This is a genomic window from Ancylobacter sp. (genome assembly GCF_965279025.1).
Lineage (GTDB): Bacteria > Pseudomonadota > Alphaproteobacteria > Rhizobiales > Xanthobacteraceae > Ancylobacter.
Genome location: NZ_OZ257132.1, coordinates 3,462,637 through 3,479,339, shown reverse-complemented (window position 1 = coordinate 3,479,339; position 16,703 = coordinate 3,462,637). Strand labels below are relative to the sequence as shown.

Genomic DNA, 16,703 nt, shown 5'->3' with positions numbered 1-16,703 from the left:
CCTAATGGCCGTGCTTGTGGCCGTGCGCGTGGCCGTGGCCATGGTCGTGGGAATGGCCATGGTCGTGAGAATGACCGTGATCATGGCTGTGGTCGTGCCCGCAGCCACAGCCATGCTCATGGGCGGGCGCGGACGTCTCACTGTGGACATGCAGCACGTCATGCGCCTTGGCGTGCGGCTCGTGCCCGTGGGCCTCGTGCCCGTGTGGCTCATGAGCATGGGTCTTGTGGTCGTGGCCGTGATGCTCGTGCCCATGATGCGCGTGATCGTGCTTGTGAGGCTCATGATCATGGTGGTCATGGCCGCAGCCGCAGTCCTCGCCATGGGCGTGGTCGTGATGGGCGTGGGCCTCATGCCCGTGGCCGTGCGCCTCGGCGGCCTCATAGGCGCCGCCCTCGGGCTCGAAGGCCGCTTCCACGACGTCGACGCTGGCGCCGAGGCCGCGCGCCATCTCCTCCAGCACGCTGTCGCGGGCGATGCGGATACGGTCGGAAAGCAGCTCGGCCGCCACGTGCCGGTTTCCCAGATGCCAGGCGAGGCGGGCGAGGTGATGGGCGTCGCGGGCGACGATCTCCGCCACCGGCTCCTCCGCCGCGACCACCGCGACGACGCGCCCGTCTTCCAGCGACAGCCCGTCGCCATCCTTCAGCCGCGTCGCCTCGTCGAGGTCGAGCAGAAACGTCACATCGCCCTCGCCGCGCATGGCGATGCGCCGGCGGTAGCGCCCGTCATGAGGCAGCACGACGCGGTCGGCAGCGGTGGCGGCGTCCCAGCTACCAGCGGGAAGAATCTGGCGGGCACGGATCATGATCGTCTCCTTCGGAGCGCATTCGGCTATGCGGCAGCCTGAAGCCCGATGCTTAGAACAGGAAGTAGCGCTGCGCCATGGGCAGTTCGGTGGCCGGCGCGCAGGTCAGCAGCACGCCATCCGCCCGCACCTCATAGGTTTCCGGGTCGATTTCGAGATGCGGGGTCGCGCTGTTGTGAATCATCGACGCCTTGGAGATGCCGCCGCGCACGTTCTCCACGGCCACGGTACGCTTTTCCAGCCCGAGCTTGGCGGCGACATTCAGGTCGATCGCCGCCTGCGAGACGAAGGTCAGGCAGGTCGCCGTGCGCGCCTTGCCATAGGCGCCCCACATCGGCCGGTAATGCACCGGCTGCGGGGTGGGGATGGAAGCATTCGGGTCGCCCATCACCGCCGCGACAATGGTGCCGCCCTTGATCACCATGTCCGGCTTGGTGCCGAAAAACGCCGGCGACCAGACCACGAGGTCGGCCAGCTTGCCGTTCTCCACCGAGCCGATGTGCCGGGAGATGCCGTGCGCGATGGCCGGGTTGATGGTGTATTTGGCGATGTAGCGCTTGGCGCGGGCATTGTCGTTGCGCTCGCTGTCGCCCGGCAGCAGGCCGCGCTGCAGCTTCATCTTGTGCGCGGTCTGCCAGGTGCGGGTGATCACCTCGCCCAGCCGGCCCATGGCCTGGCTGTCCGACGAGATCATCGAGATGGCGCCGAGATCGTGCAGGATGTCCTCCGCCGCGATGGTCTCCTTGCGGATGCGGCTCTCGGCGAAGGCGAGGTCCTCGGCGATCAGCGGGTCGAGGTGGTGGCACACCATCAGCATGTCGAGATGCTCGTCGAGCGTGTTGATGGTGAAGGGCCGCGTCGGGTTGGTGGAAGACGGCAGCACGTTGGGCAGGCCGGCCACCTTCATGATGTCGGGCGCATGTCCGCCGCCGGCGCCCTCGGTGTGGAAGGCATGGATGGTGCGGCCCTTGAAGGCGGCGATGGTGTCCTCGACGAAGCCGCTCTCATTGAGCGTGTCGGTGTGGATCATCACCTGGATGTCGTAGTCGTCCGCCACCGACAGGCAGTTGTCGATCGTCGCCGGCGTGGTTCCCCAGTCCTCGTGCAGCTTCATCGAGCAGGCGCCCGCCTCGATCTGCTCGACCAGAGGGCCGGGCAGCGAGACGTTGCCCTTGCCGGAAAGCGCGAGGTTGACCGGGAAGCTGTCAAAGGCGCGCAGCATCATCTCGATATGCCACGGACCGGGCGTGCAGGTGGTCGCGTTGGTGCCGGCCGCCGGGCCGGTGCCGCCGCCGAGCATGGTGGTGACGCCGCTCATCAGCGCGTGCTCGATCTGCTGGGGGCAGATGAAGTGGATGTGGCAGTCGAAGCCCCCGGCCGTGATGATCTTGCCCTCGCCCGCGATCACCTCGGTCGAGGCGCCGATGACGATGTCGACACCGGGCTGGATATCCGGGTTGCCGGCTTTGCCGATGCCGTGGATGCGCCCGTCGCGAATGCCGATATCGGCCTTCACGATGCCCCAATGGTCGAGGATCAGCGCATTGGTGATGACGGTGTCGACCGACCCTTCCGAGCGCATGACCTGAGACTGGCCCATGCCGTCGCGAATGGTCTTGCCGCCGCCGAACTTCACCTCTTCGCCATAGACGGTGAAGTCCTTCTCCACCTCGATGACGAGCGAGGTGTCGGCGAGCCGTACCCGGTCGCCCGTGGTCGGGCCGAACATCTCGGCATAGCTGGCGCGGGAAATCTTGATGGACATGGGGCAATCCGTTTCGGCAAAGGGGCAGCGGGCGGCGGGAGCCTTCAGGCGGCAGGTCCTAGGCGAGAGGCGTCACAGCTTGCCCATCACGTCCTGGCGGAAGCCGTAGACCTCGCGCTTGCCGGCGAGCGCCACCAGCGTCACCTCCCGGCTCTGCCCCGGCTCGAAGCGCACCGCGGTGCCGGAGGCGATGGCCAGCCGCATGCCGCGCGCTTTCTCCCGCTCGAAGGCGAGTGCCGGGTTGGTCTCGTAGAAATGGTAGTGGCTGCCGACCTGGATCGGCCGGTCGCCGGTATTGGCAACGGTGAGCGAGACGAATGCGCGGCCGGCCAGCAGCTCGATGTCGCCCTCTTCCAGCAGCATCTCGCCGGGCGCCCCGGCACCATGGCTGGAGGCGATCGGCTCGTGCACGGTGACGAGCTTGGTGCCGTCGGGAAACGTCGCTTCGACCTGGATTTCGACGATCATCTCCGCCACGCCCGGCATCACCTGGTCGCCCGTCAGCACCGTGGTGCCCAGCGTCATCAGCTCGGCCACCGTCCTGCCGTCGCGTGCGCCCTCGACCACCACATCGGTGATCAGCGCCACCGCCTCGGGATAATTGAGCTTCACGCCACGCTCCAGGCGGCGGCGGGCCACCTGGGCCGCCATGGCGACGAGGAGCTTGTCCTTCTCGCGCGGGCTGAGGTTCATGGATGCGTCTCCGGCTCTGCAAAAGGCGAATGTCAGTTCAAACAGCGGGCGGCTTGCATCAGGAATGCCAGATGCGCGGCACTTCTTCGACCCCCAGCGCGGCGATTGCCCGCCGGATCGCGCTTTCCAGCGGCGCGCCGTCGCGGGCCAGCAGCCGCACCGAGAGCATCCCGTCCCAGGCGCTGGCCCCGGCATCGAGGCCATCCGGCAGTTCGCAGGCCAAACCATCCGGCTCGCTCTCGCCGAGGCCTAGCGCCGCGCGCACCGCCTCCAGCCGGCTCTCGGCATCGGGCGACACCAGCAGCAGCGTCGCGAAGGCGGCCCAGCCGCCCGCCGTGGCACGACGATCCAGCGCGCCGGCGATGTCGCCATCGAGCTGCAGGCCGTCGGCATAGACCAGCCGGCCGCCGCGACGGATGCGCCAGCGGTCGTGCAGCCGGCCATAGGTGAGGCGTTCGCCGCGCGCTGTGCGGCCGAGAATGACAGGCTCCACCAGCAGCAGGCTGGCATCCGCCGCCACCTCGGCGGCGATGGAGCGCTCCACCCGCGCGCCGTCGAACACGATGGTCGCCTGCGGCATCCAGTGAAGGCGGGCACCGGCTTCCGCCGTCAGCTCCACGGCAATGCGCGAGGTGGCCCCGTCGGAGCGGTAGATCTTTTCCGCCGCCTGGGTGGTGACCACCAATTGGGCATCGCGCCCGGCATGCAGGCAGCTTTGCGAGGCGTCGCCGCCGGCCAGCCCGCCGCCGGTGTTGATCATCACCGCCTCCAGCGAGCGTCCACGCCGGCCGGAGCGCGGGAAGCGCACCCGGGCGAACCCTTCCTCCTCGATCCGCCCCCGCACCGTGCGCCCGTCCAGCGCGCGGGCCTCGACCAGTACCCGCCCCTGTCCACGCCGCTCGACCGGGATCGAGGCGGCGACGGCGTCAGACGGCAATGCGGTTGCGAACATCGGGATCCTCGAGGGCGGCACCGTCGCCCGACATCACCACCGCCCCGCGCTCCATCACGATGAAATGGTCCGCGAGTTCCCTGGCGAAATCGAAATACTGCTCGACCAGCACGATGGCGATGTCGCCCTTCGAGCGCAAGTAGCGGATGGCGTTGCCGATATCCTTGATGATGGAGGGCTGGATGCCCTCGGTCGGCTCATCCAGCACCAGCACCTTGGGACGCATGGTGAGCGCCCGGCCGATGGCAAGCTGCTGCTGCTGGCCGCCGGAGAGATCGCCGCCGCGCCGGCGCATCATGGAATCGAGCACCGGAAACAGCGAGAACACATCGTCCGGGATGAACCGCTCCGCCCGCTTCAAGGGCGCGAAGCCGGTTTCCAGATTCTCGGCCACGGTGAGCAGCGGGAAGATCTCGCGCCCCTGCGGCACGAAGGCGATACCGCGCCGCGCCCGTTCGGAGGGCGCCATCGTGGTGATGTCTTCGCCGTTGAAGCGCACCGAGCCCTTGGCCACCGGCGCCTGCCCGACAATGGCGCGCATCAGGCTGGTCTTGCCCACGCCGTTGCGGCCGAGAACGCAGGTCACCTTGCCCGGCTCGGCGGTGAGGGAGACGCCGCGCAGCGCCTGTGCCGCGCCGTAGAAGAGGTTGATGTCCTGAACTTCGAGCATGAGCCTCAGCGCCCCAGATACACTTCGATGACGCGCTCATTCGCGCTCACCTGGTCGAGCGTTCCCTCGGCCAGCACCGAGCCTTCATGCAGGCACATCACCCGCACGCCGAGGTCGCGCACGAAGGTCATGTCGTGCTCGACCACCACCACCGAATGGCCATTGGCGTTGATCGCGCGCAGCAGTTCGGCGGTCTGGGCGGTCTCGGCATCGGTCATGCCGGCGACCGGCTCGTCGACCAGCAGCAGCTTGGGGTCCTGCGCCAGCAGCATGCCGATCTCCAGCCACTGTTTCTGCCCATGCGAGAGCGCGCCGCCCAGCCGGTCGCGGTGCTCGGTCAGCCGGATGGTCTCGAAGATCTCGTCGATGAGATCGCGCTCCGCCGCGCTCTCGCGCCGGAAGATGTTCGGCAGTGCGCGGCGCTGGCCCTTCAGCGCGAGGCGCAGATTGTCGAGCACCGTGTGGTTCTCGAAGACCGTCGGCTTCTGGAACTTGCGACCTATGCCCAGCGTGGCGATCTGGGTCTCGTCCAGCTTCGTCAGGTCGGTGGTGCCGCCGTTGAAGAAGACGTCGCCGCGGTCGGGACGTGTCTTGCCGGTGATGACGTCCATCATCGTCGTCTTGCCGGCGCCATTGGGGCCGATGACGGCCCGCATCTCGCCGGGATCGACGGTGAAGGAAAGCGCGTTGAGCGCCCGGAAGCCGTCGAAGGTAACGGTTACGGCGTCGAGATAGAGCAGCGCTTCGGTCAGTTCCTTCTTGGCGGCGGGTGCCGCCTCGGCGGAGGTGGTGGCGGGGTCAAGCGTGGCGATGTCGGTCATGTCGGCGTCCCTCACTCGGCCGGCCGGGGCGAGGCGAGCGGTTCGCCGGGGATGTCATCATGCTGCCGGCGCTTCTCGCGCCACTCGTAGAACGTGCCGACGATGCCCTTGGGCAGGAACAGGGTGACGGCAACGAACAGCCCGCCGAGCATGAACAGCCAGTACGGAGCCAGCATGCCTGAGGTGAAGTAGGTCTTGGCGTAGTTCACCAGCACGGCCCCGAGTGCCGCGCCCACCAGCGTGCCGCGCCCGCCCACCGCCACCCAGACGATGATCTCGATCGAGTTGGCGGGCGAGAATTCCGACGGGTTGATGATGCCGACCTGCGGCACGTAGAGTGCGCCGGCGATGCCCGCCAGCATGGCGGAGACGACGAAGGCGACCAGCTTGTAGTTTTCCGCCCGGTAGCCGGTGAAGCGCACCCGCGTCTCGGCATCGCGGACGGCGACCAGCACCTTGCCGAAATGCGAGCGCACGAGGAACCGGCAGAGAATATAGGCGAGCCCCAGCGCCAGCGCCGAGAGCACGAACAGGGTGAGCCGCGTGCCGTCCGCCTGGATGTTGAAGCCGAGTATGTCCTTGAAGTCGGTCAGCCCGTTATTGCCGCCGAACCCCATGTCGTTGCGGAAGAACGCGAGCAGCAGGGCGAAGGTCATCGCCTGGGTGATGATCGACAGGTACACGCCGGTGACGCGCGAGCGGAAGGCGAACCAGCCGAACACCAGGGCGAGGATGCCCGGCGCCAGCAGCACCATCAGCGCGGCGAAGGGGAACATGTCGAAGCCGTACCAGAACCAGGGCAGTTCCTTCCAGTTGAGGAACACCATGAAATCCGGCAGCACCGGGTCGCCATAGACGCCGCGCGTGCCGATCTGGCGCATGAGATACATGCCCATGGCATAGCCACCGAGCGCGAAGAACGCCCCCTGCCCGAGCGAGAGAATGCCGACATAGCCCCAGATCAGATCGACCGAGAGCGCCAGCAGGGCGTAGGTGAGGTATTTGCCGAGCAGAGAGACGACATAGGTCGGCACGTGCACGGCCGAGCCCGGCGTGGCGTAGAGGTTGAGAAGCGGCACCAGCACCGCTGCGGCGAAGAGCACCGCGAGGAAGACGATGCCGCTGGTGCCCAGCAGGGCGGGCTGGCGGGTGATGGTGGTGCTGCGCGTGCTCGCGCTGCCGGTGCGGGTCATGGGCGCGCTCATGCCTCGATCGACCTCCCCTTGAGGGCGAAGAGGCCGCGGGGCCGCTTCTGGATGAAGAGGATCACGATGACCAGCAGCGCGATCTTGCCCAGCACGGCGCCGGCATAGGGCTCCAGCAGCTTGTTGGCCACGCCCAGCGTCATGGCGCCGACCAGCGTGCCCCACAGATTGCCGACGCCGCCGAACACCACGACCAGGAAGCTGTCGATAATGTAGCTCTGCCCGAGGTTGGGCGAGACATTGTCGATCTGGCTAAGCGCCACGCCCGCCATGCCGGCGATGCCGGAACCGAGGCCGAAGGTCATCGCGTCCACCCAATTGGTGCGGATGCCCATGGAGGCGGCCATGCGGCGGTTCTGCGTCACTGCCCGCATCTCGAGCCCGATGCGGGTCAGGCGCAGGGTGGCGAGCAGCGCGAAGAACACCAGCAGCGCGAACACGATGATCCAGAGCCGGCCGGAGGTGATCGAGAGCTGGCCGATCTCGAAGCTGCCCGACATCCAGCTCGGCGCCCCGACCTCGCGGTTGGTGGGCCCGAAGATGGTGCGGATCGCCTGCTGCAGGATGAGCGAGATGCCCCAGGTGGCGAGCAGCGTTTCCAGCGCCCGGCCGTAGAGAAAGCGGATGACCGTGCGTTCGATGAGCACGCCGATCAGGCCGGTGAACAGGAAGGCCAGCGGAATGGCGATCAGCAGCGAGACGTCGAACAGGCCGGGATAGGAGGTGCGGACGACCTCCTGCACCACGAAGGTGGTGTAGGCGCCGAGCATCACCATCTCGCCATGCGCCATGTTGATGACGCCCATCACGCCGAAGGTGATGGCGAGGCCGATGGCGGCGAGCAGCAGCACCGAGCCGAGCGACAGCCCGTACCAGACATTCTGCGCCATGCTCCACAGAGCGAGGTTGCGCTCGATGCCCTCGATGGCGGCGGCGGCGGCCTGCTTCACCTCGGGCGCCGCGCTGTCGGGCACGCTGCGCAGTATGGCGAGCGCGTCCTGGTTGCCTTCCGCGCCGACCAGTTCGACCGCCGCGATGCGCTCGGCGGGGCTGATGCCCTCCTTGCCGATGAGGATGGAGGCGCGGGCGAGTGTCATCGCCGACTTCACCTTCGGATCGGTCTCCTTGGCGAGCGCCATGTCGAGGGCCGGCAGCGCCGCCTCGTCGCGCGAGCGGCCGACCGCCAGCGCCGCCTCACGGCGCTTCGCCGCGTCGGGGCTGACCAGCGACAGGGCGCCGCTCGCCGCATCGAGGGCGCGGCGGACGCGGTTATTGACCCGCACGGGCTTGACGGCGGGCGCATCGGTGACCGGCTGCATCGTCAGCGGGTCGAGCAGCGCACCGCCCTCCCCCTCGATGAAGACGCGCGGCGGAAGGCCGCCAAAAACCAGCTTGCCATCGGCAAGCGCCGCGACGATGCCGGCGGCGGCGGGGCTGCCGCTGAGCGCCAGTGTCGCCAGCGCCGCTTCGGTATCGTCATATTTGTTGGTGGTGAGTTGCGTCAGCGCGCCGCTGATGTCCTGCGCCTCGGCGCGCCCGGGGAAGGTCCCTGCGAGCGCGGCAGCAAAAAGGACGGCGAGCGCGGCACAGAGCACGCGGATGAGGTGAGGCAGTCGAGCGCGTGAGGTCATCATCGTCCGTCGATGTGGCGCTGCGGATGGCCGGAGCAGGTCTCCGGCGGCGACGGCGGTACGCGGTCCGGCATCGCCCGCATCTTGGCAGGTCGCCGGGCACTCAAGATCATGGTGGATCGGGGCCGGGGCCCGGCCGCCACGAGGGCGGCCGGGGATCGTCCAGCGGTCAGGCAGCCGCGCGAAGCGGTCGCCCGGGCGTCGGCGTCACGTGTGCCGGATCACTTGCCGGCGCCGCCGCACTTGCCGGTCTTGACGTTGAAGTTGCCGCAGTTGAGCGGCTTGCGCCAATCGGCAATCAGGTCCTTGGAGCCTTCGAGATAGGGGGACCATTCCTCGGCGACGATCAGGCCGGGGGTCTGCTCGACGATGTCGAACTGGCCGTCTTCCTTGATCTCGCCGATGAGCACCGGCTTGGTGATGTGGTGGTTCGGCATCATGGCCGAGAAGCCGCCCGAGAGGTTCGGCACGGTAACGCCGATCAGCGCGTCGATGACGGCGTCGGCATTGGTGGTGCCGGCCTTCTCGACCGCCTTGACCCACATGTTGAAGCCGATGACGGTGGCTTCCATCGGGTCGTTGGTCACGCGCTTGTCGTTCTTGGTGTAGGCCTGCCACTTCTTGATGAAGGCGGCGTTCTCCGGCACGTCCACCGACTGGAAGTAGTTCCACGCGGCGAGATGGCCGAGCAGCGGCTTGGTGTCGATGCCGGCGAGTTCTTCTTCACCGACCGAGAAGGCCACGACCGGGATGTCGGTCGCCTTGATGCCCTGGTTGCCGAGTTCCTTGTAGAACGGCACATTGGCGTCGCCATTGATGGTGGAGACGACGGCCGTCTTCTTGCCCGCCGAGCCAAACTTCTTGATGTCGGCGACGATGGTCTGCCAGTCGGAATGACCGAACGGCGTGTAGTTGATCATGATGTCTTCGGACTTGACGCCCTTCGACTTCAGATAGGCTTCAAGGATCTTATTGGTGGTGCGCGGGTAGACATAGTCGGTGCCGGCGAGCACCCAGCGCTGCACATTCTCGTTCGCCATCAGGTAATCGACGGCGGGAATGGCCTGCTGGTTCGGCGCGGCGCCGGTGTAGAACACGTTGCGCTCGCTCTCCTCGCCCTCATACTGGACGGGGTAGAACAGGATGCTGTTCAGCTCCTTGAAAACCGGCAGCACGGACTTGCGGGACACCGAGGTCCAGCAGCCGAACACCACCGCCACCTTTTCCTTCTCGATCAGCTCGCGGGCCTTTTCGGCGAAGAGCGGCCAGTTCGAGGCGGGATCGACCACCACGGCTTCCAGCTTCTTGCCGAGCACGCCGCCGGCCGCGTTCTGCTCCTGCACCATGAACAGCACGGTGTCCTTCAGCGTGGTTTCGCTGATCGCCATGGTGCCGGACAGAGAATGGAGCACGCCGACCTTGATCGTCTCCTGAGCGCTCGCGACGCCGCCCCCGGCCAGCGCCAGCGCAGCCGCACCCACAAGCGCGCGACCGGCCGCACGCCGGGCATGCGTGAACATGTTCAGCATCTTTATTCCCTTCTGGAGTTCACACGCAGGACCCCCGTCCGCGTGCCGGAGGGATGGAGTGCAACCTGCGTGCCAAGGCCGGGAATAGGGCGATGAGGCGGCGCGCCGATGTTCGGTTCACGGCCGCACCAACATATAACGGAGAAAATGCCCGCATATTGGGCAATGTTTCGAAATAGTGCGCACAGACGGGCCTTGAACCGCCCCCTGCCCACTTATTGCGCGGAATGGGCTGCCTGCTTGGCGGGCTCGACGCGGCTCAGCCGCTCCAGCGCGCGGTCGATGGTGGCATCGGTCTTGGCGAAACAGAAGCGCACCACGCTCTCCACCGGCTGCTCGGCATAAAAGGCGGAGACGGGGATGGCCGCCACGCCCTCGCGCGCCACCAGGGACCGGCAGAACGCCTCGTCGCGCAGGCCGGGATCGAGCGGGGCGAGGTCGACATTGAGGAAATAAGTGCCGGCCGAGGGCAGCACGGGAAAGCCCAGCGCGCTCAGCCCGTGCGCCAGACGGTCGCGCGAGCGCTGCAGCCCGGCGCGGGTGGCGAGAAACCACTCGCGCTCCTTGCCCAGCCCATAGGCCACCGCGTGCTGCAGCGCCGGCGGCGTGGTGAAGGTGAGGAACTGATGCGCCTTGGACAGCACCCGCATCAGCTCCGGCGCGGCGCAGACGAAGCCGACCTTCCAGCCGGTCATGCCGAAGATCTTGCCGGCCGAGCCGATCTTCACGCTGCGCTCGCGCAGGCCCGGCAGCGACAGAACCGACTGGTGCTGCAGCCCGTCAAAGATCACATGCTCCCACACCTCGTCGCTGACCAGCACCGCGTCGGAGCGGGTGCAGAAGCGCGCGAGCAGCACCAGTTCACCGGCATCGAACACCCGGCCCGTCGGGTTGTGCGGGTTGTTGAACAGCACCAGCCTTGTGCGCGGGGTGAAGGCCTGCGCCAGCGCCTCTTCCGTCAGCCGCCAGTGCGGCGGCACCAGGCGGACGAGGCGCGGCACCCCGCCGGCGCGCTTCACCAGCGGCAGGTAGGCGTCGTAGAGCGGCTGGAACAGCACCACCTCGTCGCCCGGCTCGATCAGCGCCAGCAGCGCGCCGGCGATCGCCTCGGTGGCGCCGGAGGTGATCATCACCTCGCGGTCGGGGTCGAGATCAAGCCTCTGCCAGTCGCGGTAATGATCGGCCACCGCCCGGCGCAGCTCCGGCGTGCCCATCATCGGCGGATACTGGTTCCAGCCGTTCAGCACCGCCTCGGCCGCCTTTTCGCGCACATCGAGCGGGCCGGGGTCGTCCGGGAAGCCCTGTCCGAGATTGACCGCGTCGTGCTGGCGCGCCAGCGCCGACATGGTCTCGAACACGGTGGTCGGCAGGGCGGCGAACAGGGAATTCATTTCACAACCGGTGGCAGGACAAAAACAGGTCGAACGCGACCGCCCTGTTTTATCGGTACGCCGCCGAAAGAAAAGGGCCCCCGGGCGGCCCTTCCTCTCACGCCACCAGCACGGCGTGGTTGTCGTAGCGCGGGCCACCGGAGCGGCGGGCGATGACGCCTAACCCCTCGCCATCCGTGCCGATCAGCACCGTCTCGCCCAGCCCGCTGGTGGCGAGGAACTGGCCGGCCTCGCGCGTTGTGGCAAGGCCGCAGCCATCGACCAGCGGCAGCGCGCCGATGAAGCGCCCGTCGCGCCGCCACAGCGCCACCCGGTTGCCGCGCGGGCTGGCGGCGGCGACATAGGCACCGGACGCATCGAGCGCCACCGAGCCGACATAGGTGCGCAGGCCGCGCCACGCCTCGTCCGGGGCGTCGAAGGCGCGCAGCCCTTCGCCCTCCACGGCATAGAGCAGCGGCCGGGCGACGCCATCGGCCAGCAAATCCTGCGCCGCCACCACGGTGAAGCCGTCGGTCCCGGTGGTGAGATGGCGAAGCGAGAGCGAGGCGAGGTCCTCGCTCAGCGCCGCCACGGAGCGCACCGCGCCGCTCACCGGGTCGAGTTGGGCGAGGCTGGAGCCGGCGATTTCGGCGCCCAGCGCTTCCGGCGTGTGCGGCTCGATGCCGCCATTGGCGACGACGAGCGCGCCGCCCATCGGAAGCGCAACGGGGAGCATGTCGTGCGGGCCGATGCCGGAGGAGGCCCATTCCGCCTCCACTGCGAAGCCGGCCTCCACCGCGCGCCGTGTCACCACGCCCTGCCCGTCCGCCCTGGCGATTTCCACCGCGAGGAAGCGCCGGCCGCCGTCGATGAAGCGGCCATGGCCGGAGAACACCCGCCCCTCCCCGGGCTCGAAGGTCGCCAGCACCGTACCGGCGCGGCGGTCGAACAGCACGGCGGTGGTGCCGGGCCGGCGCGCCACGGCGACGGCGGTGCGCCCGTCCGGGCTCGGCTCCACCCAGTGCAGGCGCTGGGCGCCTGATCCGACCGGGGTGGCGGCGAAATCGGGGGAGAGCACCACCGGGGCGAAGCCTTCGCCGACGCCGGCGGTGGCAAGCCATTCCGCTTCCAGCAGATGGTCGCGCGCATGCGCCGCCCCGCTGGCGAACAGCACGCGCGGCACGGCGGCGAGGGCGCCGAGCGTGCCGATCATCGACCGGCGGGTGAGGTCGATCAGGCCCATAAGTGCCTCCCTCAATCGCCGTCGAGCGCGTTGAAGCCCAGCGGCACGCCGAGCCCCGACGCCAGCGGCTTGGCGACGGCGGCCTGGGCCGCCTTGAAGCTGGCAATGGCCGCCTGCAGCGCCTTGCGGCCTTCGGGCGTGGTGGCGGCCGCGCCGATATCCTCGGGCAGGCCGTTCGCCGCCGCCCGCGCCGCCTGCATGGTTGCGGCAAGGCTCGCGCGGTCCTTGGCGTCGAGCCCGGCGCCGAGCGCATCGGCCAGCGCGCCCGCGCTGTCGATGATGGCGACGATGGTCTCCTTGGAGAGCCCGCTGCGGCGGCGGTCCGCCATCAGCGGCTTGGCCTCGTCGGTGCTCTTGCCCAGCACCACCAGCAGGCGCTGGTCGACCACCCGCTGATAGGCGCCCGCGAGGTCGGTGACCACCTGGCTGAGCAGCGCATCGGGATCGGGGAAATAGACCGGATCGGCCTTCCCGGCGCGCAACTGCGCCAGCAGCCCCTCGTCGCGGCTGCCCCAGCCGGTGCGGATTTCCCCGGCGATGGTGGCGAGGTTGAGCGCGATGGCCTGGCCGATGGCGCAGCGCCGGCCCGCTTCCGGGCCGGCGAGCAGCGCGGCGTCCGCGCCTTCGTCATAAAGCAGGCGCTCCAGCGCCGGCAGGCCCTGCGCCGCCGCGCTCAGCCGGAAGAAGCGCGCCGGCTGCAGGCGCTCATCGGTGGGATCGGCGACCAGTTCCGCCACCGAGCGGCCCACCGCGTTGCGCCGCTCCGGGAACAGATTGAACCGGTCCGGCCGCAGCGACAGCATGATGGGACCGAAGGTGATGAACTCCACCGACGCCCACGCATCGGAGACCGCCGCGAACCGCGTCTTCAGCGTTGACACGCCCTCGGCCGAGGGCGCCTTGCAGAAGGCGTCCCACGCGCCCTGTTGCGCGTCCGCCGCCGCGCGCAGCGTGTCGTAGCGCGGCAGCAGCCAGCTCTCGACGACATCCGGCGCCGCGACCGGCGCGGCATGCACGCGGCTGACGAACAGGGTGGTCAGCAAGGTGGTGGCGGCGGCAATCGCCGGCACGCCCTGCGCCGCCTGCCCGATCTGGCTCGCCAGCGCCAGCGCCACGGCGACGGGGGATCGGTTCATGGGATGCACCTCGCTCTAGAGTGAAGAAACATAAGCGATCAGCCGCCGGCGCTCCGCCGCGTCGAGGGCGTCGAAGCGGGCACGTGCGCCCGCCGCCTCGCCGCCATGCCAGCCAATGGCCTGCGCCACGGTGCCGGCGCGGCCATCGTGCAGCAGCCCGGTGCCGGTTGCCAGTGCGCGCGACAGCCCGGCCAGTGGCGCGGTGCGCCATTCGCCGGCCGCCGCCCCGGGCACGCCGGCCGGGTCGGCGAGACCGTCGCCCATCTCGTGCAGCAGCACATCCGTGTGCAGCGCCACCGTGCCGCCCTGCCGCGTGGCGAGCGTCGGGCGGTGGCAGGCGGCGCAGCCGGTGGCGGCGAAGAGCCTGGCGCCGCGTCGGTCGTCCGGCGGTGGCGGCACCTTGAGGCCGCGCAGATAGGTGACGATGCGCTGGACGATGGCGTCGGAAATCTCTGGCTCGCCCTCCGCGTCGCGCCCATGCGGGGCGTTGCGGCAGGCGGTCTGCGCTTCGGTGCAATCGCCCCACGGCTCCGGCCGAAGCGGTGTCGACAGGCCGAGATCGAGCGCGAAGGCCTCCGAGGCCTGTCCGGCAAGCGTGGCATGGCTGGCCTTCCAGCCGAAGCGGCCGATGGACGAGCCACCCTCGGGCGTCGCAAGGCGCCGCGCCCGCCCGCGCACGCCGTCGCCGTCGCGATCATCCGGGTCCTCCAGCGCGAGGATGGTCGCGTCGTCGACGAATTCCAGCTTGCCGCGCCCGCGCAGGTCCGGCGCCGCGCGCAGCGACATATGGGTCGCCGGGTCGAGCGGGCCATAGCCGGGCGAAGCGAGGCGGGGTATGCGGCGGCCATCCTGCACCTCCACTTTGAAGCCGCCCTCGGCCGGCACGCCGGGCAGCGTCATCGTCTCCAGCCGGTGGCCATAGGCCGGATCACCGCCGCCATCGCTGCGGAACAGCGACAGCACGAGGCCGAGCGCTTCCGGCCGGCCCTCGGCGTCGAGCGCGGTCGTGCCAGGACCGGCGCCGCCGGGGTGGCAGGCGGAGCAGGAGCGGGCGTCGAAAAGCGGGCCGAGCCCGTCATTGGCGCGGGTGGAACTCGGCGCCGGCACCCAGGGCCGCTCGAACAGCGCCTTGCCGATGGCGGCATCGAGCCGCGCCTCCTCGGCGGTGGCGGGAGCGGAGGCACAGACAAACAGGGCGCTGAGCAGGACAACACGACGGAGAAGGCCGCCGCGCGGGGTCTCTGCCGGGTCCCGGATCGGCGCTGCGCCGCGCGCAGCTTGTCCGGGAAACAAGGACGTGTCCCGGACAAGCGGAGGCGAAGCCGGAGCGCCGATCCGGGACCCAGGGGAGACACCGCCGAAGGCGGCATCCGCACTGATTTGTCGGCGGTGCTGGCCCGCCATCACACGATCCGGAACCAGCCCATCATCCCGGTCTCCATATGCTCCAGGATGTGGCAGTGGAACACCCAGTCCCCGGGCGCGGCGACGAAGGCGACGTCCACCGCCTCGCCCGGCTGCACCAGCACCGTATCGGCCCAGTGGCGCGGCAGGCGGCCGAGACTCGAGGTCAGCACCTCGAAGGCGTGGCCGTGCAGATGGACGGGATGGGGAAAGCGCGTCTCGTTCTTGATGGTGACAGCATAGGAGGCGCCCTCCTCCATGCGGGCCAGCGGCGGCGGCAGGCTGCGGTTGGCGCCGGTCGGCCAGGATTCGGACTGGATGCCCCAATAGGTGGTCGAGCCGACGCACAGGCTGTCGATCAGCGCCTTGGCGAGCGGATCATCCGCCGGCAGGGCAAGGTCCTTCACCGCCTGGTCGGTCGCCTGCTGCAGCGTGAAGGACAAGCGCCCGGCCTTCTTCAGGTCCGCTCTCGGCAGCTCCGCCCGGGGAAGCGCCAGCGGGCCCTTGCGGGGCTTCTGCACGCGCCCTTCCGCCGTGAGCGTGGCGAACGCGTAGATGTCGGCGGCGCGGTAGTCGCCCAGCGTCACCGGCGAGCCATCGGCCGGCATGCGGATATCGAGGTCGATGCGCTGCGCCGGGCCCATGCGCCAGATGCCGTCGGGCAGGTCGTCGAGCCGCACCGGCTTCAGCGCGTGGCCATCCACCGCGATGAGCCAGGCCTCAAAGCCCGCGGCCTTGCCGCCCTCGGCGCCGATATCCATGACGCGGGTGGAATCGAGGTTGAGGATGCGCAGGCGCGCATGCCCGCCGGCAGGGGCAGTGAGAGCGAGCGAGGCCGCGCCGTTCACCGTTCGGGTGGCGCCGAAGGTGCCGGCCTTGGAGGCGCCATCGGGCTCCGACATGGCCAAAAAGCTGCCATCCTCCGCCAGCCGCCAATCCTTCAGGCACAGCACATGCTCGGCGTCGAAGGCGGGGTCGCGCGGATCCTCGACGATCAGCACGCCGGCAAGGCCCTCGCCGACCTGGCCGGTTTCGTCGCAATGGGGATGGAAGAAGAAGGTGCCGGGATCGTCCAGCGGGATGCGGTAGACGAAGCGCCCGCCGGGCTGCACCAGCGGCTGCGTCAGCGTGGGCACGCCGTCGAACTCGTTCGGCATGCGGATGCCGTGGAAATGCAGCGTCGAGCCTTCATCGAGGCCGTTGACGAAATCGGCCTGGAGGCGGGTGCCGCGCGGCAGACGCAGCGTCTGGAAGGGGATGCCGTCATAGGCGAGGACGCGGCTCGCCGGCTTGTCCGGACCGAGCAGCTTCATCTCCATATGGCCGGCGGCCAGCCTCACGGTGCGGGTCGGCTCAAACGGCGCGGCGGCGCGCGCCATGCCGGTGCGGGTCGGCGCCAGCAGGGCCAGCCCACTGATCGCCGCGCCCGCACCGAGGAAGGCGCGGCGCGAGAAACCCGCGCCGCCGGTGTTCATG

At 69.2% G+C, this 16,703-nt stretch carries 14 protein-coding genes; all 14 read right to left on the bottom strand.

The features are described from left to right. Window position 1: 1 nt before the first annotated feature. Complete coding sequence (locus tag ACQY76_RS16040; protein ID WP_428029722.1) at window positions 2-808, bottom strand: urease accessory protein UreE; 807 nt, start codon at window positions 806-808, stop codon at window positions 2-4. A gap of 52 nt (window positions 809-860) precedes the next feature. Then, a complete protein-coding gene (gene ureC, locus ACQY76_RS16035) occupies window positions 861-2,573 on the bottom strand; it encodes an urease subunit alpha (RefSeq protein ID WP_428029721.1) in 1,713 nt (570 codons plus the stop codon). Between the two features lie 72 nt (window positions 2,574-2,645). Continuing rightward, a complete protein-coding gene (locus ACQY76_RS16030) occupies window positions 2,646-3,266 on the bottom strand; it encodes an urease subunit gamma (protein WP_428029720.1) in 621 nt (206 codons plus the stop codon). Between the two features lie 58 nt (window positions 3,267-3,324). Further along, window positions 3,325-4,218: an urease accessory protein UreD gene (locus ACQY76_RS16025; protein ID WP_428029719.1), complete on the bottom strand. Its 894-nt coding sequence runs from the start codon at window positions 4,216-4,218 to the stop codon at window positions 3,325-3,327. Then, entirely contained in the window at window positions 4,193-4,888 is a 696-nt protein-coding gene (gene urtE, locus ACQY76_RS16020; RefSeq protein WP_428029718.1) for an urea ABC transporter ATP-binding subunit UrtE, read from the bottom strand. The genes ACQY76_RS16025 and urtE overlap by 26 nt, the downstream gene beginning before the upstream one ends. A gap of 5 nt (window positions 4,889-4,893) precedes the next feature. Then, window positions 4,894-5,709, bottom strand: coding sequence for an urea ABC transporter ATP-binding protein UrtD (gene urtD / locus ACQY76_RS16015; protein ID WP_428029717.1), 816 nt, complete (start codon window positions 5,707-5,709; stop codon window positions 4,894-4,896). Between the two features lie 11 nt (window positions 5,710-5,720). After that, complete coding sequence (gene urtC, locus ACQY76_RS16010; RefSeq protein WP_428033036.1) at window positions 5,721-6,902, bottom strand: urea ABC transporter permease subunit UrtC; 1,182 nt, start codon at window positions 6,900-6,902, stop codon at window positions 5,721-5,723. 8 nt (window positions 6,903-6,910) lie between these two features. Continuing rightward, complete coding sequence (gene urtB, locus ACQY76_RS16005; RefSeq protein WP_428029716.1) at window positions 6,911-8,548, bottom strand: urea ABC transporter permease subunit UrtB; 1,638 nt, start codon at window positions 8,546-8,548, stop codon at window positions 6,911-6,913. 218 nt (window positions 8,549-8,766) lie between these two features. Beyond that, a complete protein-coding gene (urtA, locus tag ACQY76_RS16000; protein WP_428029715.1) occupies window positions 8,767-10,074 on the bottom strand; it encodes an urea ABC transporter substrate-binding protein in 1,308 nt (435 codons plus the stop codon). A gap of 215 nt (window positions 10,075-10,289) precedes the next feature. After that, window positions 10,290-11,465 (bottom strand): aminotransferase, encoded by a 1,176-nt coding sequence (locus ACQY76_RS15995; protein ID WP_428029714.1) that lies wholly within the window; start codon window positions 11,463-11,465, stop codon window positions 10,290-10,292. 97 nt (window positions 11,466-11,562) lie between these two features. Beyond that, on the bottom strand, window positions 11,563-12,687 hold the full coding sequence (locus ACQY76_RS15990) for a DUF1513 domain-containing protein (RefSeq protein ID WP_428029713.1): 1,125 nt from the start codon (window positions 12,685-12,687) through the stop codon (window positions 11,563-11,565). An 11-nt stretch (window positions 12,688-12,698) separates the two neighbouring features. After that, window positions 12,699-13,823, bottom strand: coding sequence for an imelysin family protein (locus ACQY76_RS15985; protein WP_428029712.1), 1,125 nt, complete (start codon window positions 13,821-13,823; stop codon window positions 12,699-12,701). 15 nt (window positions 13,824-13,838) lie between these two features. Continuing rightward, window positions 13,839-15,116 (bottom strand): di-heme oxidoredictase family protein, encoded by a 1,278-nt coding sequence (locus ACQY76_RS15980; protein ID WP_428029711.1) that lies wholly within the window; start codon window positions 15,114-15,116, stop codon window positions 13,839-13,841. Window positions 15,117-15,226: 110 nt separating this feature from the next. Next, entirely contained in the window at window positions 15,227-16,702 is a 1,476-nt protein-coding gene (locus ACQY76_RS15975; RefSeq protein ID WP_428029710.1) for a multicopper oxidase family protein, read from the bottom strand. Window position 16,703: the final 1 nt, after the last annotated feature.

Bases quoted from the DNA above. Each gene is read 5' to 3' on its own strand.
- urtA (WP_428029715.1), bottom strand. From the start codon at position 10,074: ATGCTGAACATGTTCACGCATGCCCGGCGTGCGGCCGGTCGCGCGCTT.
- urtD (WP_428029717.1), bottom strand. From the start codon at position 5,709: ATGACCGACATCGCCACGCTTGACCCCGCCACCACCTCCGCCGAGGCG.
- ACQY76_RS16025 (WP_428029719.1), bottom strand. From the start codon at position 4,218: ATGTTCGCAACCGCATTGCCGTCTGACGCCGTCGCCGCCTCGATCCCG.
- ureC (WP_428029721.1), bottom strand. From the start codon at position 2,573: ATGTCCATCAAGATTTCCCGCGCCAGCTATGCCGAGATGTTCGGCCCG.
- ACQY76_RS15985 (WP_428029712.1), bottom strand. From the start codon at position 13,823: ATGAACCGATCCCCCGTCGCCGTGGCGCTGGCGCTGGCGAGCCAGATC.
- urtB (WP_428029716.1), bottom strand. From the start codon at position 8,548: ATGATGACCTCACGCGCTCGACTGCCTCACCTCATCCGCGTGCTCTGT.
- urtC (WP_428033036.1), bottom strand. From the start codon at position 6,902: ATGACCCGCACCGGCAGCGCGAGCACGCGCAGCACCACCATCACCCGC.
- ACQY76_RS15990 (WP_428029713.1), bottom strand. From the start codon at position 12,687: ATGGGCCTGATCGACCTCACCCGCCGGTCGATGATCGGCACGCTCGGC.
- ACQY76_RS16040 (WP_428029722.1), bottom strand. From the start codon at position 808: ATGATCCGTGCCCGCCAGATTCTTCCCGCTGGTAGCTGGGACGCCGCC.
- urtE (WP_428029718.1), bottom strand. From the start codon at position 4,888: ATGCTCGAAGTTCAGGACATCAACCTCTTCTACGGCGCGGCACAGGCG.
- ACQY76_RS16030 (WP_428029720.1), bottom strand. From the start codon at position 3,266: ATGAACCTCAGCCCGCGCGAGAAGGACAAGCTCCTCGTCGCCATGGCG.
- ACQY76_RS15995 (WP_428029714.1), bottom strand. From the start codon at position 11,465: ATGAATTCCCTGTTCGCCGCCCTGCCGACCACCGTGTTCGAGACCATG.
- ACQY76_RS15975 (WP_428029710.1), bottom strand. From the start codon at position 16,702: ATGAACACCGGCGGCGCGGGTTTCTCGCGCCGCGCCTTCCTCGGTGCG.